The 20,008-nt window shown below is 71.5% G+C and carries 15 protein-coding genes and 1 pseudogene; 10 read left to right on the top strand and 6 right to left on the bottom strand.

What is annotated here, in order from left to right; all coding sequences use genetic code 11:
- Positions 1 to 469: pseudogene (locus ACLEQD_RS13380) on the top strand (polysaccharide deacetylase); the annotation flags it as partial.
- Here the strand turns inward: ACLEQD_RS13380 and ACLEQD_RS13375 are convergent.
- On the bottom strand, positions 470 to 1,504 hold the full coding sequence (locus ACLEQD_RS13375; protein WP_410384125.1) for a DUF2252 family protein: 1,035 nt from the start codon (positions 1,502 to 1,504) through the stop codon (positions 470 to 472).
- Positions 1,505 to 1,850: 346 nt separating this feature from the next.
- Here ACLEQD_RS13375 and ACLEQD_RS13370 point away from each other — a divergent pair, with 346 nt between their 5' ends.
- Positions 1,851 to 3,023, top strand: a complete 1,173-nt coding sequence (locus ACLEQD_RS13370) for a zinc-dependent alcohol dehydrogenase (protein ID WP_410384123.1) — start codon at positions 1,851 to 1,853, stop codon at positions 3,021 to 3,023.
- A 6-nt stretch (positions 3,024 to 3,029) separates the two neighbouring features.
- On the opposite strand, the gene ACLEQD_RS13365 is transcribed toward ACLEQD_RS13370, so the two are convergent.
- Both ACLEQD_RS13365 and ACLEQD_RS13360 read right to left on the bottom strand, forming a co-directional pair.
- Positions 3,030 to 3,734, bottom strand: coding sequence for a hypothetical protein (locus ACLEQD_RS13365; protein WP_410384121.1), 705 nt, complete (start codon positions 3,732 to 3,734; stop codon positions 3,030 to 3,032).
- A gap of 191 nt (positions 3,735 to 3,925) precedes the next feature.
- Positions 3,926 to 4,822, bottom strand: a complete 897-nt coding sequence (locus tag ACLEQD_RS13360) for a GNAT family N-acetyltransferase (RefSeq protein WP_410384119.1) — start codon at positions 4,820 to 4,822, stop codon at positions 3,926 to 3,928.
- A gap of 310 nt (positions 4,823 to 5,132) precedes the next feature.
- Between ACLEQD_RS13360 and ACLEQD_RS13355 the strand changes: the two genes are divergently transcribed.
- The 6 genes from ACLEQD_RS13355 to ACLEQD_RS13330 are packed head-to-tail and all read left to right on the top strand — an operon-like array spanning position 5,133 to position 13,125.
- Complete coding sequence (locus ACLEQD_RS13355; protein WP_410384117.1) at positions 5,133 to 6,254, top strand: polysaccharide export protein; 1,122 nt, start codon at positions 5,133 to 5,135, stop codon at positions 6,252 to 6,254.
- On the top strand, positions 6,251 to 8,482 hold the full coding sequence (locus ACLEQD_RS13350; protein ID WP_410384115.1) for a GNVR domain-containing protein: 2,232 nt from the start codon (positions 6,251 to 6,253) through the stop codon (positions 8,480 to 8,482). The genes ACLEQD_RS13355 and ACLEQD_RS13350 overlap by 4 nt, the downstream gene beginning before the upstream one ends.
- Before the next feature lie 5 nt (positions 8,483 to 8,487).
- Positions 8,488 to 9,771 carry an O-antigen ligase family protein gene (locus ACLEQD_RS13345; RefSeq protein ID WP_410384127.1) on the top strand — a complete coding sequence of 428 codons (1,284 nt, stop codon included), beginning with the start codon at positions 8,488 to 8,490 and terminating at the stop codon, positions 9,769 to 9,771.
- 1 nt (position 9,772) lies between these two features.
- Positions 9,773 to 10,996: a glycosyltransferase family 4 protein gene (locus tag ACLEQD_RS13340; protein WP_410384113.1), complete on the top strand. Its 1,224-nt coding sequence runs from the start codon at positions 9,773 to 9,775 to the stop codon at positions 10,994 to 10,996.
- The gene (locus ACLEQD_RS13335) at positions 10,993 to 12,327 is read left to right on the top strand and encodes a lipopolysaccharide biosynthesis protein (RefSeq protein WP_410384111.1); all 1,335 of its coding nucleotides are present in this window, start codon (positions 10,993 to 10,995) and stop codon (positions 12,325 to 12,327) included. Before ACLEQD_RS13340 ends, ACLEQD_RS13335 begins: the two co-directional genes overlap by 4 nt.
- Positions 12,328 to 12,378: 51 nt before the next feature.
- Positions 12,379 to 13,125 (top strand): sugar transferase, encoded by a 747-nt coding sequence (locus tag ACLEQD_RS13330; RefSeq protein WP_410384109.1) that lies wholly within the window; start codon positions 12,379 to 12,381, stop codon positions 13,123 to 13,125.
- Here the strand turns inward: ACLEQD_RS13330 and ACLEQD_RS13325 are convergent.
- Both ACLEQD_RS13325 and ACLEQD_RS13320 read right to left on the bottom strand, forming a co-directional pair.
- Complete coding sequence (locus tag ACLEQD_RS13325) at positions 13,046 to 14,197, bottom strand: aminotransferase class I/II-fold pyridoxal phosphate-dependent enzyme (protein WP_410384107.1); 1,152 nt, start codon at positions 14,195 to 14,197, stop codon at positions 13,046 to 13,048. The genes ACLEQD_RS13330 and ACLEQD_RS13325 overlap by 80 nt on opposite strands.
- Before the next feature lie 122 nt (positions 14,198 to 14,319).
- Positions 14,320 to 15,702 carry a hypothetical protein gene (locus ACLEQD_RS13320; RefSeq protein WP_410384105.1) on the bottom strand — a complete coding sequence of 461 codons (1,383 nt, stop codon included), beginning with the start codon at positions 15,700 to 15,702 and terminating at the stop codon, positions 14,320 to 14,322.
- Between the two features lie 349 nt (positions 15,703 to 16,051).
- On the opposite strand from ACLEQD_RS13320, the gene ACLEQD_RS13315 reads away from it, so the two are divergent.
- On the top strand, positions 16,052 to 16,864 hold the full coding sequence (locus ACLEQD_RS13315; RefSeq protein WP_410384103.1) for a GNAT family N-acetyltransferase: 813 nt from the start codon (positions 16,052 to 16,054) through the stop codon (positions 16,862 to 16,864).
- Positions 16,865 to 16,936: 72 nt separating this feature from the next.
- On the opposite strand, the gene ACLEQD_RS13310 is transcribed toward ACLEQD_RS13315, so the two are convergent.
- Complete coding sequence (locus ACLEQD_RS13310) at positions 16,937 to 18,919, bottom strand: polysaccharide biosynthesis protein (RefSeq protein WP_410384101.1); 1,983 nt, start codon at positions 18,917 to 18,919, stop codon at positions 16,937 to 16,939.
- 390 nt (positions 18,920 to 19,309) lie between these two features.
- On the opposite strand from ACLEQD_RS13310, the gene ACLEQD_RS13305 reads away from it, so the two are divergent.
- Positions 19,310 to 19,939: a histidine phosphatase family protein gene (locus ACLEQD_RS13305; RefSeq protein ID WP_410384099.1), complete on the top strand. Its 630-nt coding sequence runs from the start codon at positions 19,310 to 19,312 to the stop codon at positions 19,937 to 19,939.
- Positions 19,940 to 20,008: the final 69 nt, after the last annotated feature.

Here is a 20,008-nt window from a genome sequence, read left to right as displayed (position 1 = left end):
CGCGGCGAAGGCGGCGGTGATGGGGGCGCTCGCGGCGCTGGGGCGGCCGTCGCGCTCCGTGCTGGACACCCCGCGCGTGCTGCTGGCGCCGCGCGTGCCGTACCGGCCGGACCCCGCGCAGCCGTACCGTCGCGGCTCCGGCCCGGTGCTGGAGCTGCCGATGACGGTGACGCCGGTGGTGCGCTTCCCGTTCATCGGCACGTTCGCGACGACGCTGCCTCGCGGCACGATGCGCGCCGCGTACCGCGCCTGCCGGGCGGACGCGTTCTTCAACTTCGAGCTGCACGGTGTGGACGTGCTGGACGCCACGGACGGCATCCCGCTGGAGCTGGTGCGCCAGCAGCGCGACCTGCGCGTGAGCGCCGCGAAGAAGGTGGAGCGGCTGCGCGACATCTTCCAGTGGCTCAAGGACGACTTCGACGTCGTCACCCTGCGCGACGCGGCGGGGCGGCTGGCCGCGTCGCTCTGATCAGCGCGCGGCCTTCAGCGCCTTCCAGTCCGCTTCCGCCTGATCCGCGTAGGCCCGCGCGAAGGCGACCAGCCGCTTCGTGGCCCCCTTCGTGTCGCCGCCCACCCAGTCCTCCAGGCGCGCGGCCCGCGCCTGCGTGTTGCCATGGGCCCGGGCCAGCACGACGCCCGCCTGCTCGAAGGTGGAGCGCAGGGCCTTCTTCTTCCCGAGCACGGCGTCGTCCAGCTTATCCTTCTCCGGCTCCACCTCGCGCACGAGGAAGGCCCGGCCGCCCATGGTCACCGCGCCCGTGAGCGGGTTCACCGCGCCGCCCAGCTCCTCCTGCGCCTTCACCACATCCGCGCCGTTCGCGGGCACCGGCGGCGACGGCACCCCGGAGGCCAGCAGCTCCTTCAGCTCCAGCAGCACGGGCGGCGCCTTCGGATCCGCCGCGCCCACGAGCACGTAGTCGCGCTCCAGGCCGTAGCTGCTGCCCCCCGCGTCCAGCCGCTCGGCCAGGTCCAGCACCTTCAGGGGCACGGCCACGCACTCCGTGCCGTGCAGCGTCTTCTCGTACGACGCCAGCGCCGTGCGCACCGCCGCCTTCCGCTCCGCGTCCAGCGGCTTGAGCGTGTCCGACTTGAGGAAGTGAGGCCCCTTCGCGCCGTCGAGCTTCACGTACCTGGACAGCAGCTCCTTCGCGGACGTGTCGCGCGCCTTCCCGATGAGGTCCTTCACCGCGCCGGAGGACTCCTTCTTGTCCAGGAAGGCCCCGGGGTTCGCGTCGCCGTCCGCCAGCAGCTCCAGCGACAGCCCTTCGATGGCCAGCGCCGCCACGTCGTCCGCGCGCCGGAACTCCTGGTACACGCGCGCCCCCAGCGTGGCCACCCGCACCGACGCCAGGTCCACCCGCGGATCCAACCCCGCGACGAGCGCCCCCCGCGTCCGCCACGACGCCTCCGAGAAGTCGAGGTTGAAGGTGCGCGTGCGCACGCCCCGGATGAGCTGCGCGTGCTCCAGCCCGGGCGCCTGGAAGGCGACGACCGGGCGGTGCACTCCCGCGCGCGCCCCTCCACCACGTCCGTGAACCCCCCTTCCAGCGTGAGCCGGAAGCCCGCGTGCAGGTGCCGGTGGGAGGGCAGCCGGACGCCAGGGGCGTACGTGCTCTCCGTGAGGACGAGCCCCGCCACCTCCACGCGGTGGAGCGGCGTGCCCAGATAACGGCCGAAGTCGAGGACGGGTGCGGAGGCCACACCCCTTTTTGCATCAGCCCCGGGTCCCATTGCATCCCCGGACGTCCGAGCGCCAGACAGCCAGACGGCGGCAGGCCGGGAACGTTGGCCATGCACGTTGCACGTCCCCAGCTTTGTCCAAACGCCTTTCAACGAAGGAGCCCCACCCGATGAAAGCCATCTGCTGGCATGGCCACGGCGACGTCCGTTACGAGTCCGCCCCCGACCCGAAGATTGAAGACCCTCGCGACGCCATCATCCGCGTCACCCGCACCGCCATCTGCGGCTCCGACCTGCACCTGCTGGACGGCTACATGCCGACCATGAAGAGCGGCGACGTGCTGGGCCACGAGTTCATGGGCGAGGTGATGGAGATTGGCTCCGGCGTGACGAAGCTCAAGAAGGGCGACCGGGTCATCGTCCCCTTCAACATCGCGTGCGGCGAGTGCTTCTTCTGCCAGAAGACCCTCTTCTCCCTCTGTGACCGCTCCAACCGCAACGCGGAGGCCGCCGCGAAGATGATGGGCTATTCGCCCTCCGGCCTCTTCGGCTACTCGCACATGCTGGGCGGCTTCTCCGGCGGACAGGCGGAGTACGTGCGCGTGCCGTACGCGGACGTGGGCCCGCTCAAGATTCCGGAGGGCCTCACCGAGGACCAGGTCCTCTTCCTCACCGACATCTTCCCCACCGGCTTCATGGCGGCGGAGCACTGCCAGATGGAGCAGGGCGACACCGTGGCGGTGTGGGGCTGCGGTCCCGTGGGGCAGTTCGCCATCCAGAGCGCGTGGATGTTCGGCGCGGGCCGCGTCATCGCCATCGACCACGTGCCGGAGCGCCTGGCGCTCGCGAAGTCCTGGGGCAAGGCGGAGACCATCGACTTCACGAAGCAGGACGTCTACGAGACCCTCAAGGAGATGACCCAGGGCCGCGGCCCGGACCGCTGCATCGACTCCGTGGGCGCGGAGGCCCACGGCACCGGCAGCCTGGACGCCGTCATCGACAAGGCGAAGGCCGCGGTGAAGCTGGCCACGGACCGGCCGCACGCGCTGCGCCAGGCCATCTACTGCTGCCGCAAGGGCGGCACCGTCTCCGTGCCCGGCGTCTACATCGGCTTCCTGGACAAGCTCCCCATGGGCGCCTTCGTCAACAAGGGCCTGACCATGAAGACGGGCCAGACGCACACGCACCGCTACACGCGGCCCCTGCTGGAGAAGATCCAGGCTGGCGCCATCGACCCGACGCGGCTCATCACCCACCGCGCCCGGCTGGCGGACGCCCCCGCCCTCTACAAGAAGTTCCGCGACAAGGAAGACGGCTGCATCAAGGTCGTGATGACGCCGTAGTCCCGCTCAGGCCTGGCCCGTCAGCCGGTAGTACGCGTGCGGGCGGTGCCAGCGGATGAAGGCGCGCGCCAGCGGGTTCATGCCCCAGTGGATGGGGACTGGATCCACCACGAAGCCCAGCTCGTCCTTGAACTGCTCCAGCTGCGCCGCCTCGCGGGCGTGCAGGCCGCCCACCAGCGTCCGGGCTCCCTGCCGGCGGCAGACCTGCGCGAACTCGTAGATGAGGCCGGTGGAGATGTTCGTCGGCAGCGCCCACGTCGCGTAGTAGGCGCTGAAGCCATACGCGACGCCGTCCACGATGTAGCCGTCCAGGTAGCCGCCCAGCTTGTCGTCCACCATTCCCGCCAGCACGCACCAGTGGTCCGACGTGAAGTACTGCCGCAGGCCCTTGAGGTACTCGTCCAGCGTGGGGATCTTCTTGTGCTGCGTGCGCGTCAGGGCATCCCGCACGACGCCATAGCCCTGCTCCAGCAGCAGCGACGGCCCGGTGAGCTGGACGACGCGCACCGTGCGCTGGGCCTTGCGCAGCTTGCTGCGCCGGTTCGAGTTCAGGCGGCTGGTGTCATAGGTGTCCAGGTCCTTCAGCCGCACCACGGGGACCCTGCCCGTGGCGGCGTTGGCTGTCTCCGGAGTCAGCGCCGCCCGGTAGCCCCAGGCCAGCGGCGTGGGCGGCGTGGCTTCCTCCGGCGTCAGCCGCGCCAGCAGGTGCACGGGCTGGAAGAAGCCGGGCGCCCCCGACTGCTCCCAGTAGTGCCCCCGGTGGGAGATGACGCGAACGCCCTCTTCGCGCCGGCGCTCGGCGAGCTCCCGCTCCGTCAGACATGTGAAGCGGCGTCCGCGACCTCGCGGAGCTGGGGAAGTGACAGGACCATGGGAACCCCTCCACCAACGGCACAGGAACGTCAGGAACGGGGCGCGCGGTAGGCGGGGAAGAAGTCCCCGCCCGCGTGCCCCTGGGACAGCCGCGCGTACGCCTCCGGATCACAGATGAGGTCGTGCGTGTGGAACCGGGACATCGCGTTGGCGAAGCCGCGCTTGTACCGCTCGACGCCATCCCCCGGCCGGACGCCGCCGCCCAGGTGGACGCAGGCCTCCAGCCTCTCCGCCAGCTCCACCATCACCGGGAACTCGTTCTTCGCCGGCGAGTGCACCTGGTACGCGTCCGCCGTGCCGCCAACGAAGTGGTGCAGCAGCCCGTCGCTCAGCACCAGCAGCGCGGCGGAGGCCACCCCCCCGTCCGGGGCGCGCGTCGTCACCAGCCACGCGAAGGGACAGGTGAAGACCTCCTCGAACCACGCGTCGGTGAAGAAGTACCGCGCCCCGGCCTGGTTGCGGACCAGGGTCTGCCGGTAGATGGCCTTGAGCGCCTCGCGCTGCTCCCGCGGGGCGTCCTTCGCCGGAATGGCCGCGCTGACGTAGCCGCGCCGGGCGTTGCGGCGGATGTCCGCGCCGTGGTCGCTCCGGAACCGCACCGGCAGCTTCGGGTCAATGAGGCACACCTCCGCGCGCAGCCGGCCTCCCGCGAAGCAGTACGGCCCGCCAATGCGGTCGCGCAGGAAGAGGCTGACCAGCTCCGTCCCCCGCCAGTCGATGGCCTCCACCGGCACCTCGGAGAGCCCGTTCAGCTCCGCGCCGGGAAAGCCATACGGCGACACCGCGTCCCGCCAGCCCGTCCCCTCGATGGGCCGCACGATGAGCGGCACCCGCAGCGCCCGCCCCGCCCCGTCCTCCACGATGAGGCTGTGCGTCACCCCTTCCGCGCGCAGGTGCTGCTCGGAGCGGAAATAGTCGGACGACACGGCGCGCTGGCCTCCGTCGGGGACGAGGACGGCTCTCCACGGTGTCACTCGGTTCATGCGGGGTTCCCTTGGGGGGCGAAGCGCGTGGCCGGACGGCCGCTCGAAACAACCAGAGGGTATGGGGACGCGCCCCGGGTCCGTCATCGCCCCCCGAGGTGCAGGGCGATGTCTGGATTCCAGCGCTTCGCGCCCTTCCGGCCCCCCAGGGCAGGACATGTGTCACCTCGACGGCGGGGCCTAGCGCTTTCCAGACATTTTGAATTGTCCGGGGCTTACGCCTGCACGGATTGTCCGGAAGATTCCCCGCCCTATGAAACATGCCCTGCTATTGGCCGCGGTGTTCTGCATGAGCGCATGTGCCTGGGGCCCGGGGATGCAGATGGACGAGGACGCCTTCCGGGAGCGCTACGCCGGAAAGGCAGACGCCGGCACGGACGGCGCCTATGAAATCGTCCCCATCGACGCGTCCCTCATCCACCACCAGCTGGAGGCGCGCAGGCAGGTGCGGCCCGCGCCGCGGGTGGACCCGCTGGCCCGGGTGGCCACGGACTATGACTACCGGGTGACGCCGCACGACGTGCTGAGCGTCATCGTCTGGGACCACCCGGAGCTCACCATCCCCGCCGGCGAGTTCCGCCCCGCGGAGGCCACCGGCCACCCGGTGGCGGCGGACGGGACGATGTTCTACCCGCACGTGGGCGTCATCTCCGTCGCGGGCAAGACGCTGCGGGAGATCCGCGAGCTGCTCACGCAGCGGCTGTCGAGCGTCATCGAGAAGCCCCAGCTGGACGTGCGCGTGGTGGGCTTCCGGGGCCAGAAGGTCCAGGTGACGGGCGAGGTGGTGGCGCCGAGCACCCTGCCCATCACCGACGTGCCCCTGCGCGTGCAGGACGCCATCGCCCAGGCGAAGGGCTTCTCCACGGAGGCGGACCTGCGCACCGTCACGCTCAGCCGGGGCGGCGTCACCTTCACGCTCGACCTGCAGGCCCTCTACGAACAGGGGGACGTGAGCCAGAACTGGCTCCTCCAGGACGGCGACATCGTCAACGTGGCGGACCGCAGCCGCAACAAGGTCTTCGTGCTGGGGGAGGTCCGCAAGCCGTCCTCCCGCCTGATGGTGAAGGGGCGGATGACGCTGGCGGAGGCCATCGGCGACACCGAGGGCTTCGACCCGCTCACCTCCAACCCGAGCCGCGTGTATGTCATCCGGGGCAGCTTCGACCGCCCCTCCATCTTCAAGCTGGACGCGAAGTCGCCGGACGCGCTGCTCCTGGCGGAGCAGTTCCAATTACAACCACGCGACGTTGTCTTCGTCTCCGCGCACGACTTGACGCGATGGAACCGCATCATCGAGCAAATCCAGCCAACAGTTCAGCTGCTCTGGCAGGCAGTGGATATCGGAGACAGAACCATCATCATCGAAAACCCATGACGCCCTCCCCCCAACGCGTGACGCCGCCCCGCCCCGGCCCCGGCACGCAGGATGATGAGCTGGGATTGGGCAGATACCTGGCCATCCTGGGGGAGCGCCGCGGCACGATCGCGGCGTCCGTCGCCCTGGCCCTGGCCCTGGGCGCGCTGTACCTGCTCACCACGGCGCCGGTGTACCGGGCCAATGCCATCCTCCAAATCGAGCAGAAGGGCAGCAGCCTGGGCGAGCTGGACGAGCTGATTCCAGACGCGCCCAGCGTCGCGGCCACGGAGATGGAGGTCCTGGGCTCCCGGGCGCTCCTGGGGCGCGTGGCGGACACGCTGAACCTGGGCGTGAGCGTGGAGCCCCACCGCTTCCCGGTGGTGGGCGCGGCCTGGGCCCGCGCGCACGAGGGGCCGGAGCTGGCGGCGGTGCCGTGGTGGGGCCGGGCCGCGTACGCCTGGGGCGGGGAGAAGCTCCAGGTGGAGCGGCTGAACGTTCCCACGGAGTGGGAGGACGTGCCGCTCACGCTCGTGGCCCAGGCCGACGGCGCGTTCACCCTGTGGGGCCCGGACGGGCGCGCCGTCCTCCACGGCGTCGCGGGCACCGACGCCCGGACGGAAGGGGACGCGGCGCACGAGGTGGAGCTGAGCGTCACGGAGCTGCGCGCCCGGCCGGGGACGCGCTTCCAGGTGACGCGGCGCTCCAGGCTCGCGGTGGTGGAGGAGCTGCAGCGCGCGCTGCGCATGGCCGAGAAGGGCGCCGGCACGGGCGTCCTCAACCTCACCCTGGAGGGGCCGGATCCGGTGCAGGCCACCACCACGCTGCGGACCATCGCGGACGCGTACGTGCACGCCAACGTGGAGCGCCGCAGCGACGACGCGGGCCGCACGCTGTCCTTCCTGGACAGCCAGCTCCCCGGCCTGCGCCAGGGCCTGGAGCAGGCGGAGGCCGCGCTGCGCGACTACCGCGCCAAGAAGGGCGGCGTGGACCTGGCGCTGGAGGTGCAGGCCGTCCTCAACCGGAGCGCGGACCTGGACAAGGACATCTCCTCGCTCACGCTGGAGCGCTCGGAGCTGCGGCAGCGCTTCACCGAACACCACCCGCTGCTCGTGGCCACGGAGCGCAAGCTTTCGCGCCTGCGCACGGAGCAGGCCGCGCTCAACGCCCGGCTCAAGGGCATCCCGGACGCGGAGCGGGTATCCGCCCAGCTCACGCGCGACGTGAAGGTGGCCAACGAGCTGTACCTCCAGCTGCACAACAAGGCCCAGGAGTACCGGGTGCTCAAGTCGAGCACCATCACCAACGCGCGCCTCATCGACGCGCCCGTGGTGACGCGCCTGCCCGTGCGCCCCACGAAGCCGGACGTGTTCGCGGTCAGCCTGGTGCTGGGGCTGGTGGCCGGCGTCGCGCTGGCCTTCGCGCGGCGGTCGCTGAACCCGGGCGTCACCGACCCCGCGGCCCTGGAGGCCGCGCTCGCGGTGCCCGTGCTCGCCAGCGTCCCCACGGGCCCGCCGCGCGCAGGGCCCGGCCAGTCCCCTCCCTCCATCCTGGCGCGCAGCGCCCCCCGGGACCTCACCGTCGAAAGCCTGCGCGGCCTGCGGACCCGGCTCCAGCGGGCCCTGAAGGAGGCGGACAGCCACGTCGTCGCCCTCACCGGCACGGCCCCCGGCGCCGGGGCGTCCTTCGCCGCCCTCAACCTGGCGTGGCTGCTGGCGGAGACGGGCCAGCGGGTGCTGCTGGTGGACGCGAACCTGCGCGGCGGCTGGCTGCACCGGTGCTTCCGCGAGGCGCGCGTCCCCGGCCTCCATGAGGTGCTGCGCGGCACCGCCACCCCTGGAGCAGGCCGTGCTCCAGGAGGCCGCGCCCCGCCTGTCGTTCCTGGGCGCGGGCGCGCTGCCGCCGGACCCGGCGGAGCTGCTGGCCGGCGTGCCCTTCGACACGTTCGTCGCGCGCGTGGCGGCCGATTACGACGTCGTCCTCTTCGACACGCCCTGCATCCTCGCGGTGACGGACGCGGCGCTGGTGGGCCGGCACGCGGGCGTGCGGCTCGCCGTGGTGCGCGCGGCGACCCAGTCCCTGCGCGAGGTGGCCACGGCGCTGCACCACCTGGAGCAGAGCGGCGTCCCCGTCCACGGCGTGGTCCTCAACGGCGTGCCGCGCTCCCGTTCGGGCCGCGCGGTGAGCGGCGTCTACCAATACGAATACCCGTCCGCGGGCTGAAGGCCAACCGGGAGCCACCGCCGTGAGCTGGATGCGCTGCACAGGACTGGGCTTCATCGCGGCCCTCTACGTCCTCGCGGGCCGCTGGGGCTTCCACCGGCTGGGGCTCGCGGTCAACGAGGAGGTGGACACGAACCTCATCCAGGAGCTGCGGCTCTGGATCGTCCTGTGCGGGGCGCTGTTCGCCAGCGTGGGGCTGCTGCACCGCGCCCGGCGCGACGCGCGCCCCGGCGAGGCGCGCTTCGACCCGCCGCTCATCGCGTCCCTGCTGGGCTTCCTGGGCTACATGTGCGCCAGCACCGCCTGGTCGCCCGACCCGCTCTTCTCCCTGACCAAGGTCTGCGACCTCGTGCTGGTGGGGATGATGTGCGTGGGCTTCGCGCTGGCCGCGCTCCGCCAGCCCGCGCCCCGGGTGCTGGACGCGTTCTGGGCCGCCGTCGTCGCGGCCACGGGGCTGCTCGCGCTCACCGGCATCAAGCAGCTGCTGGGCGGCGGCGGCGGCGCGCGGCTCGCGGTGATGGGTGGCGGGCCCAACATCTTCGCGCGGCTCATGGGGCTGCTCGCGATAGGGGCGCTCTACTTCTGGTACTGGAAGGGCCAGGCGTGGCTGTGGATTCCAGTGGCCGCCACCGGCGTCGTGCTGGCGCTGCTCACGGGCTCGCGCGGCGGCTCCGCCGCCATCGTCGCGGGCATCACCACCTGCCTCGTGGTGGGGCGCGTGCCGCTGCGCCGGCTGCTGCTGCTGCTGCTGCTGGCGACGGTCGCCATCACCGCGGTGACCCTGTTCTCCCCGCTGGGGGAGGCGCTCAGCAACTCCGTGCAGGAGCGCTTCCTGCGCCTCACCCTCAACTACGAGACGGGCGCGGGCGGCGCCGGCAGCACCGAGGGCAAGGTGTACCTGTCCGGGCGGGAGATCCTCTACGCGAGGGCCCTCCAGCTGGGGAAGGACCACCCGGTGGCGGGCGCGGGGCTCGCGGCGTTCCCCGCGCTGCGCCTGGGCGTCTACCCGCACAACCTCTTCCTGGAGGTGTTCTGCGAGGGCGGCGTCGTGGGGCTGCTGCTGCTCGCGGGCGTGCTCGCCACCTTCGTGCGCTCGGCGCTCCTGCGGCGCCAGGGCCTGGACGGCGCCACCGTGGGCGCGGCGGTGCTGGTGCTGCTGGGCGCCCAGTCCAGCGGCGACCTCTACGACAGCCGCGCCCTCTTCCTCTTGATGGTGATGGCCTCCGGGGCCGCGGTCCCCGGCCGCAAGCCCGCGCACGAGGCGCCGCCCCTGCCCCACGCCCTTCCCCAACCTTCATTCACAGGAGCCGTCTGACATGCGCATCGTCTACCTGCACCAGTACTTCAACACCCCCACCATGCACGGGGGCACGCGCTCCTATGAGCTCGCGCGGCGCCTGGTCTCCATGGGCCACGAGGTCCACATGGTGACCTCCGACACCCGCACGGACGCCGGCACCGGCAAGGGCTGGCGCGAGTCCAACGAGAGCGGCATCCAGGTGCACTGGCTGCCGGTGCCCTACAGCAACGCCATGAGCTACCCGGACCGCATCCGGGCCTTCAGCCACTTCGCGGTCAACTCCACGCGCCGCGCCGCGCAGCTGCCCGCGGACGTCTTCTTCGCCACCAGCACGCCGCTCACCATCGCGGTGCCGGGCATCGCCGCGTCGAAGTGGAACAAGCGGCCCATGGTCTTCGAGGTGCGCGACCTGTGGCCCGCCATCCCCATCGCGGTGGGCGCCCTCAAGAGCCGCTCCGCCATCATGGCCGCGCAGCTCCTGGAGAAGGCCGCCTACGCGGGCGCGGCGCACATCGTCGCGCTGTCGCCGGGCATGAAGGCGGGCGTGGAGGCGGCGGGCGTGCCGCCGGAGAAGATCACCATCATCCCCAACCTCTGCGACCCGGAGCGCTTCCAGGTGCCGCCGTCCGCGGGCCAGGAGTTCCGGCAGAAGTACGCGTGGCTGGGGGACAGGCCCATGGTGCTGTACGCGGGCACGCTGGGGCTGGTGAACGGCGTGGAGTACCTGGTGCGCGTGGCCGCGGAGATGCGGAAGGTGGATCCGGAGGTGCGCTTCGTCATCATGGGCCAGGGCCGCGAGGAGGCCATGCTGCACGCGCTGGCGGAGAAGCTGGGCGTGAAGGGCGTGAACCTCTTCTTCCTGCCCAGCGTGCCCAAGGCGCAGGTGCCCGCGGTGCTGAGCGCGGCCACCATCGCCACGTCGCTCTTCACGGACGTGCCGGGCATGCAGGACAACTCCGCCAACAAGTTCTTCGACGCGCTCGCGGCGGGCCGGCCGCTGGCGCTCAACTACGGCGGCTGGCAGGCGGAGCTGATGGACCGGGAGGACTTCGGCCTGCGGCTGCCGCCCAAGGACATCCCCGCCGCGGCGGCCATGCTGGCGAAGCGGCTGCGCGACCCGCGCTGGCTCGCTGAGGCCGGGGCGCAGGCGGGGAAGCTGGGCCGCGAGCGCTACTCCGCGGACATCGCGGCGCAGCGGCTGTCGGAGGTGCTGCGGCGCGCGGCGGCGGCCCGGTCATGAAGGCGCGCTCGGTGGGGAGCAACTTCGTCTGGTCACTCTCCGCCGGGCTCGTCTACGCGCTGGCGCAGTGGGGCGTCCTGGTGGCCTTCGCGCGGCTGGCCACCATGGAGGAGGTGGGCGAGTTCGCGCTCGCCCTGGCCATCACCGCCCCGGTGCTGCTGATGGCGCGCATGCAGCTGCGCACGCTCCAGGCCACCGACGCGCGGGGCGCCTTCGGCTTCCAGCACTACCTGGGCCTGATGGTCCTCAACGTCGTCGCGGGCGTGGCGGTGTGCTGCGCCATCGCCACGCTGCTCGCGGACTCGCTGCACGCGGGCTGGGTCATCGCGCTGGTGGCGCTGGCCAAGGGCTTCGAGGCCGTGAGCGAGGTCTTCTACGGCGCGCTCCAGAAGGCGGAGCGGCTGGGGCTCATCGCCCGGTCCACCATCGCCAAGAGCGCGCTGTCGGCGGTGCTGGTGCCGCTGGCGCTGTGGCTCACGCACAGCCCCATCGCGGGCGCGGCGGCCATGGCGTTCGCGTGGGCCATCGTCCTCTTCGTCTTCGACGCGCGGGCGCTGCGGCGCGAGTTCCCCGGCGTGCGCCCCTGGAGCACCCTCTGGCGCACGCCGTGGCGCCAGGAGGCCGGCCAGCTCAAGGCCCTCTTCCTGCTGTGCTGGGTGCTGGGCCTCACCGCGCTGTTGGGCGCGCTCCGGCCCAACATCCCCCGCTACCTGCTGGAGGCGCACGCGGGCCAGGCGGAGCTGGGCATGTACGCCGCGCTCGCGTACTTCGCCGCGCTGGGCGGCCGGGTGGTGCACTCGCTGGGGCAGGCGGTGAGCCCCCGGCTGGGGCGCTACCACGCGGCGGGGGAGGCGCGCCGCTACGGCAGGGCGCTGGCGGGCTTCACGGCGGCCTCGGCGGGGGTGGGCCTGTGCGCCATCGCGGGCTCCGCGCTGTTCGGCCGGTGGGCGCTGACGCTCTTCTACGGGGCCGCCTACGCCAGGAACCTCACCTTGTTCGTCTGGCTGATGGGGGCCGCGGCGCTGGAGTACGTCTGCCTGAGCCTCGCGGTGGGGCTCACCGCGGCGCGCGAGCTCAAGGGCCAGGTGGTGCTGCTCGTCGTGTCCGTGGCCGTGGTGGCGCTGGGCAGCGCCTTCTGGGTGCCGCGCGTGGGGCCGGTGGGGGCCGCGTGGGCGCTGGGGCTGGGCTGGGTGGCGGAGCTTACGTGCAGCGCCTGGCTGACCTGGCGCGTCTGGCGGCGGCTGACGGCGCCGGACGCCCGCGGGCGCTCGCGCCCATCGCGCCGGTGGATGCACGGGAGCGGACAGTGGGCTGAGTCCCGGGGGCCGTAGTGGGGGGGCCGGGGCGGCTCTAGCGTTGCCCGCCCAAGGAGCGACGTCCCCATGCAAAGACAGACAGGAACCGGGTTGTTCCTCAAGCGGTGCATCGACGTGGTGGCGGCGGGGGTGGGCTTGCTATGCCTTGCCCCGGTGATGGCCGCCACGGGCCTGTTCGTCCGCGTGACGATGGGCAGCCCCGTCCTCTTCCGGCAGCCGCGGCCGGGCAGGAAGGGCCAGCTGTTCACCGTCCTCAAGTTCCGCACGATGCTGGAGGCCACGGACGCGGACGGGCAGGCGCTGCCGGACGAGGAGCGCCTCACCTGGGCCGGGCGGCTCTTGCGCTCCACCAGCCTGGATGAGCTGCCGCAGCTGTGGAACGTGCTGAAGGGCGACATGAGCCTCGTGGGGCCGCGCCCGCTGCTGGTGGAGTACCTGCCGCGCTACAGCCAGGAGCAGGCGCGCCGCCACGACGTGCTGCCCGGCGTCACCGGCTGGGCGCAAATCAATGGCCGCAACGCGCTCGGCTGGGACGAGCGCTTCCGGCTGGACGTCTGGTACGTGGACCACTGGAGCCTGGCGCTGGACGCGAAGGTGCTGGCGCTGACGGTGGTGCGCGTGCTCCAGCGCCAGGGCATCTCCTTCACGAGCGAGGCCACCCTGAACAAGTTCATGGGCAACCCGCCGCCGGAGTCCAACGTCGTGCCGCTCCGGCAGCAGGAGGCCGGCGCCGTCAGCCCGCCGTCCGCAGCCCCTGCCTCCGGGGGACGTCGCGGACCACCTCCACCACCCGCTCGAGTTCCTGGCGCGTGAGGTTGGAGCCGGACGGCAGGCACAGGCCGTGGCGGAACAGGGCCTCCGCCACGCCGCCGCGCCGCCGCTCGAAGGTCGCGAAGACGGGCTGCAGGTGCATGGGCTTCCACACCGGCCGCGCCTCGATGTTCTCCCGCTCCAGCGCGGTGCGCACCGCCTCCCGGTCCGCGCCGAACGCCTCCGGGTCGATGGTGAGCGTGGTGAGCCAGCGCGTGTGCCGGCCCCACGGCGCCTCCGGCATGAACGCGATGCCCGGCAGGTCCCGGAAGGCCTCCGCGTAGAACGCGTGGTTCGCCCGGCGCGCGGCCACCCGGTCCTCCAGCACGTGCAGCTGCCCCCGGCCAATGGCGGCCAGCACGTTGCTGAGCCGGTAGTTGTAGCCAACCTCCGAGTGCTGGTAGTGCGGCGCCGCGTCGCGCGCCTGCGTGGCCAGCTTGAGCGCGTGTTGGACCAGCTCGCCGTCCGCGGACACCAGCATCCCGCCGCCGGACGTGGTGAGGATTTTGTTGCCGTTGAACGAATAGATGCCCACGCGGCCCACCGTGCCGGGGGCCCGCCCCTTGTACGTGCTGCCCAGGGCCTCCGCCGCGTCCTCCACCACGGGCACGCCGTAGCGGTCACAGGCGGCCATGAGGGGATCCAGGTCCGCGCTCTGGCCATACAGGTGCACCACCACCACGGCGCGGGGCAGCCGGCCCACGCGGGCGCGCATGGACAGCTCCTCCTCCAGCAGCACCGGGTCCATGTTCCAGGACGTGCGCTCGCTGTCGATGAAGACGGGGGACGCGCCCAGGTAGCGGATGGGGTTCACCGACGCGGAGAAGGTGAGCGTGCTCACCAGCACGTCGTCGCCGGGGCCCACGCCCACCAGCTGGAGCGCCAGGTGGAGCGCGGCCGTGCCGGAGCTCAAGGCCAGCGCGTGCGGGGTGCCCACGCAGCGGGCGAACTCCTCCTGGAAGGCATCGACGTGGGGCCCCAGGGGGGCAATCCAGTTGCTCGCGAACGCGTCGTCGACGTAGCCGCGCTCGAGCGTGCCCATGTGGGGCGAGGACAGGTAGATGCGGGAGGGCATGCGGAAAGCTCCAGGCAGGACCGGGCACTCGGACCCCGGCATTGCCTGGAGCGTTCGCACACTCCCCCCCTCCCGCGCGCTCGGGCGGAAGGAGGGGGTGTCTGTCCGCATTGTGGAACTTGTTACAGCGCCGAACCGGCGCCCAGCAGCTTCGCGTTGAGCGCGGCGTTGCCGTAGTACTGGGTGTTCTGGCCCACGGTGTGGGTCTCCAGGCGCTTCTGGAGGGCGGCGTTGTAGCGGCCCAGCTTCACGAAGCCGTCATTGAACCAGCCCGTGCCGCTGCCCGTGCCGTCCACGTAGTTGCGGTACGTCCTGGCGGCCGGCCAGATGACGTTGTTCAGGGTGACGATGAACTTGCGCATGTCCGCGTCCGTCCACTCCATGCCCGCGTCGTGGGCTTCCACGATGTAGGCCATCACGCCGTTGCCGTGCGCCACGTCCTGGCCGGGGCGCTTCTTGGAGCCCCACTCGGCGGCCCAGAAGTACGCGCTGGCGTTCACCGGGCTGGTCATCAGCTGACCGCGCAGCGACGAGCTGTTGTTGGGCATGTCCCGGTTGATGTTGTTGAAGACGGTCATGTACTGCGCCCGCTTCGTGGCGTCCGTCGTCATCTTCGACAGGTCCATGGCGATGTATGCCCAGTGCGACGCCATGTGGGTATTCACGCGGTAGATGTAGCTGTTCGCGCCGCGCTTGAGCCACTTCTCGAACATGTTCCGTTCGGTGAACGCCAGCAGCTTGTCGTACTGCGTCTTGTACGTGGCGTTGCCGTAGAGCGCGGGCGTCTCACGGATGGTGCGCAGCATGCGCGTCACGTAACGCCAGCAGTAGCTCTCGAACAGGGGGACCTCCTGGCCCAGCGTGTCCGAGCGTGCCGACGCCCAGCCCAGGTAGCTGTCCTTGAACTGGCTCCGGGGCAGCGAAGAGGAGACCTTCGCGTGGTTGACCATGTTGTTCACATACAGCAGCGCCCGGTCCATGTACTGCGTCTTGCCGGTGGCGCGGTACATCGCGGTGTTGCCGTCGATGCCGTAGGACAGGTCGTAGAACTGCCAGCTGTCCAGGGAGTTGCTCTTGGGCAGGAAGCTGGAGGTGTGCTCCGAGTTCCAGCGGTTCAGGAAGAGCGTCTCCCAGCCGGCGACCGTGCGCAGGCTGACGGCGGCCTGGGCAGTCGTCGCCAGGCCCTCCTCGGCGGAGGCAGGCGCTTCCGCGGTGGCGGGGGCGTCCGCCTCCGGAGCGGCCTCCGCGTCAGGAGCGGCCGGGGCGGCCTCCGCCTCCGGCTCGCCAGGGACCGCCGTGCCCTCTTCGGGGGAAGAGGGAGCGAGCAAGTCCGTATCCGGGCTGGCGCCTTCGGTGCTGCCCGGGGTGTTGTCTCCGTTGTTGCTGGCCGTGCCGGGATTGTCCTGCTCGGGGTTGGGGCCGCAGGCACCACCCACCAGCAGGGCAAGCGACAGCAGGGACGACAGGGCACGACCAGACGTGTTGCGACGACGAGGTTCCAACATCAGGGGGGTCCTGTTGGGTAGCTCCCGTCAACGGCCCGGTAGGCTACCCTGTTGTGGGAACGCCGGAGTGCGTTCACAGGTCGCCAGAAGCATTTGGGGGCCTCTTGAATTCCTTTGTGATTAGACAAAAATAAAATCACGACTGTCTGTGAGTGTTCAGTCCAGGGCCACATGGGCCTGTCCGCCTGAGCCGGTTGGGAGATGTATGACGAGGACAGGGCAGGCGAGCGCCATGCTGGTTCCCGACGCGGGAGCCTCGGCGTTGTCAGAGCAGTACTTCCGCTCCGGGCACCACCTACGCGCCGAGCAGGTCACCCATACGCTGGTCGTCAAAAACGACACAGGCAGGATGTTTCACGTGCCACTCATTGTGCGAGCGATTGAGGGCACGAGCTATCGCGACGCCATTTCCCCGTATGGCTTTCCGGGCGGCGAGCTGGACGGGTTGAGCGAGGTGCCGGCACCCGCGGTGGATTGGCGGGCCACGGAGCTGGTCAGCATCTTCGTGAGGGAGCGGGTCCAGGGACCGCACTGCTTCCTGGGAGGCACGGCGCGCAACGAGGTCTTCTTCGTGGATCCATGCCGCCCGCTCACACTGCGGGAGATGCACCGCCGGCACCTGCGGCGCAACGTCCGGCTGGGCTTCGTGAGCACCGTGCGTGCGTGCCGGGACGCGCCGCCCGAGGAGCGCGCGGGCTTCCGGGACGTGTACCGGCAGACCATGGTCCGGGACCAGGCGTGCCCCCGGTACTTCTTCTCGGACGCATATTTTGAAGAGCTGTTCGCGTCCCCGGCGGCCTGGCTCGCGACGACGCGGGCGCCGGACGGCGCCGTCGCCTCCGCGGCCCTGGTCGTCCAGAGCGACGGCCTGCTGCACTACTACCTGGGCGGAACGGCGGATGCCCACCTGGCGCGCTCGCCCGCGAAGAACGTCTTCGGCGAGATGATCGCCCTGTGCACCCGGCTGGGGCTCCCCCTCCACCTGGGGGGCGGCCTCACGCCGGGGGACGGGCTGGAGGACTTCAAGCGCGGCTTCGCCAACGCCAGCGGGCGCATCCACACGCATGAAATCATCTGCGACGCGGCCGCGTACGCCGCGCTGGCGGAGGGCCGTTGCGCGGGCAGCTTCTTCCCGGCCTACCGCGCGCCGCACGCGCCATGACGAAGCCCCGGCCTCCCGCGCCGGAGCACGGGAGGCCGGGGCCTCGTGGACGACGGACAGGCCCGCGTGGGGTCAGGCGCTGACGTTCTGCTCCGCGGCGGACGCCTTCACCGCCGGGAAGGCGGGCAGCACCTTCGCCACGGGCCCCGGCTGCTTCGACGGGGTGTACGCGGGCAGGAGGTCCTGGAGGGCGCGCTTCAGGTCATGGACGTCGCCGGCCCTGGCCGCGCGGTCCAGGCGCTTGAGCTGGAGCTGGAAGTCCGCGGGCGGCGCCGGGCTCCTGGCCACCTTGATGCGGTTGCGCACCTGCTGGGTGAGCTCCTCCTCCTCCGACATGAGCACCTCCTCCAGCTTCTCCCCCGGGCGCAGCCCCGTGTAGACGATGGGGATGTCCTTGTCCGGCACCAGGCCCGTCATGGTGATCATGTTCGCGGCCAGCTCCGCGATGCGCACCGGCGCCCCCATGTCCAGGATGCACAGCTCGCCGTAGCCGCCCAGGCCGGCCAGCACCACCAGGCCCACCGCCTCCGGGATGATCATGAAGTAGCGGGTGCAGTCCGGGTGCGTGACGGTGACGGGGCCGCCCGCTTGGATCTGCTGCTTGAAGAGGGGCACCACGCTGCCCGCGGACCCCAGCACGTTGCCGAAGCGCACGGCGCAGAACGTGGTGCGCGACGTCGCGGCGATGTCGCGGATGACCATCTCCGCCAGCCGCTTGGAGGCGCCCATCACCGACGAGGGCTTCACGGCCTTGTCCGTGGAGATGAGGATGAAGCGCTCCGCGCCGCACGCGTCCGCCATGCGCGCCACGTTCTGCGTGCCGAAGACGTTGTTCTTGATGGCCTCCTCGGGCGAGTCCTCCATCAGGGGCACGTGCTTGTGCGCGGCCGCGTGGAAGACGTACTGCGGCGCGAACTCCACGCCAATGCGCAGCATCCGGTCCAGGTCGCGGATGTCCGCCACCACGGAGTGCACCGGCAGGTTCGGGTAGCGCGACTGCAGCTGGCGCACCAGCAGGTAGAGCTCGTTCTCGTTGATGTCCACCACCACCAGCGACGCGGGCGAGTGCCCCGCGACCTGCCGGACGATTTCACTGCCGATGGAGCCCGCGCCGCCGGTGACGAGGATGCGGCGGCCCGTCACCAGCCGGTGCACCTCCTCGTGGTCGAAGGCGATGGCGTCGCGGGGCAGCAGGTGCTCCGGGGACAGGTCGTGCAGCATGGCGGCGGTGATCTTCTGGTCCAGGTAGGCGAACGAGGCCGGGATGATCTTGAAGCTGACGCTCTGGTGCCGGCACAGGCTCAAGAGGTGCCGCGTGCGCTCCGGGGACAGCCGGGGGATGGCGATGAGCACCTGCGTCACCCGGTGCTTCCTCATCAGCTCCGGCAGCGCGTCCAGCACGCCGAGCACCGGCTTGCCGTTGAGGAAGGTGCCCTGCTTGCCCGGGTCGTCATCCACCAGCCCGATGACGTGCCACGGGCTGGTCCGCTCGCGCAGCAGGTCGCGCAAAAGCAGGTCCCCGGCGCTGCCCGCGCCCACGATGAGGGTGCGCTGGGAGCCCTGCGCCCGCGCGCGCTGCTGGTCCAGGTACCACTGCCGCGCCATGCGCGGGGCGAAGCGGTGGAAGCCCAGGAGCGTGGTGGTGACGAAGAACTCCAGCGCCACCACCTGCCCCGGCAGCACCTCCGCGAAGAAGATGGTGCGCAAGAGCTCGAAGACGATGGTGGCCGCGAGGCTGGCCAGCTCCAGCCGGACCGCCTCGTGGATGCCGGAGCGGTGGAACGACCAGCGGTGCAGCCCCAGCCACACCAGCGTCACCAGGCGCACCGCCACCAGCAGCGCCATGGCGCGGGGCAGCGCCTCCCTGCACGCCGGAGGCAGCCCGTCAGCGAAGTGCAACACCGTGGCGAAGCGCAGCGAGCAGGCGATGAGGACCGCGTCCACGCCCAGCATCCGCAGCCAGCCGAAGCGGTGAGCCCTTCGCGGCGCCTCCCCCGGGGCCTCCTGGGGCTCCACGTCCATGCTCAGCGCATCCAGCTTCTGACCGTGTTCCATCGAAGTCTCCCCCTCCGGCCTGGCGTCCACGGAAAATCCGCCGTCCTCCCACCCGCGTAATCAGGAAGACACGCCTTTGCTCGGAAACTCGGACAAGATGGACGCGCGTCCAGTGGGCTCAAAGCCGTCCAGGAGTGCTGTCCGACCCCGTGGCCAGGGGGATGCGTGGCATTGAGCAGAGGCGCCGTCCTCCGGGGTGGAAACCCAGACATGCCCCGGGCCTTCCAGCCGCCGGGGGTTCACCTCCCCCAGGTCCGCCAGGGCCGTGTTTCATCCATGTGACACGTCCCCTGCTGGAAGGGACGGGCCGCCCCTGGCGCGATGGTCGCGGCAGCTGGCTGACACTCCGCGAGCCTTGCCCCCCTGGAGTGCTCCCGCCACGCTGGCGCCATGACGACCGAATTCATCCTGCTCCGGCACGGGGAGACGGAGTGGAACGCCCAGGGGCGCCTGCAGGGGCACCTGAACAGCTCGCTGAGCCGCGAAGGGCTGCGGCAGGCGGACGCGCTCGCGGCGCGCCTGGCCACCCTCCCCTTCCAGGCCCTCTACAGCAGCGACCTGGACCGCGCGGCGCAGACGGCGGCCCGCATCGCGGCGAGGACGGGCCACGACGTCCAGCAGGACGCGCGGCTGCGGGAGCGCGGGCTGGGCATCCTCGAAGGGCTGACGCGCGCGGAGGCCGGCCAGCGCCACCCGGACGTCTTCTCCGCGTACGCGGAGGGCCCCGCGGACTACGTCGTGCCCGAGGGTGAGAGCGCGACGCAGCGCCTGCGGCTGGCGCTGCACTGCCTGGAGGACCTGGGCGCGCGCCACGCGGAGGCCCGCGTCGTGGTGGTCACCCATGGGGGCGTGCTCAGCGCCCTGCTGCGCCACTGCCTGGGCATCCCGCCCGCGACGCCGCGCGCCTTCTCCGTCCTCAACGCGGGCTGGAACCAGTTCGACCTCCACGCGGGGGGCTTGCGGCTGGTGACCTGGGGGGACGTCAGCCACCTGCGCGCGCTCAGCCTGGACGACACCTGAGCCGGCCCTCGCGCGCGGCCCGGGACAACCCCAGGGGTCCTCGAGCGCCGCGCCCGGCGGGGAGCGCCG

Source organism: Corallococcus sp. 4LFB, assembly GCF_046520365.1.
In the GTDB taxonomy this organism is placed as follows: Bacteria; Myxococcota; Myxococcia; order Myxococcales; family Myxococcaceae; genus Corallococcus; species Corallococcus caeni.
The sequence above is the reverse complement of the archived record's forward strand: the minus strand, read 5'-3'. Positions and strand labels throughout refer to the sequence as shown.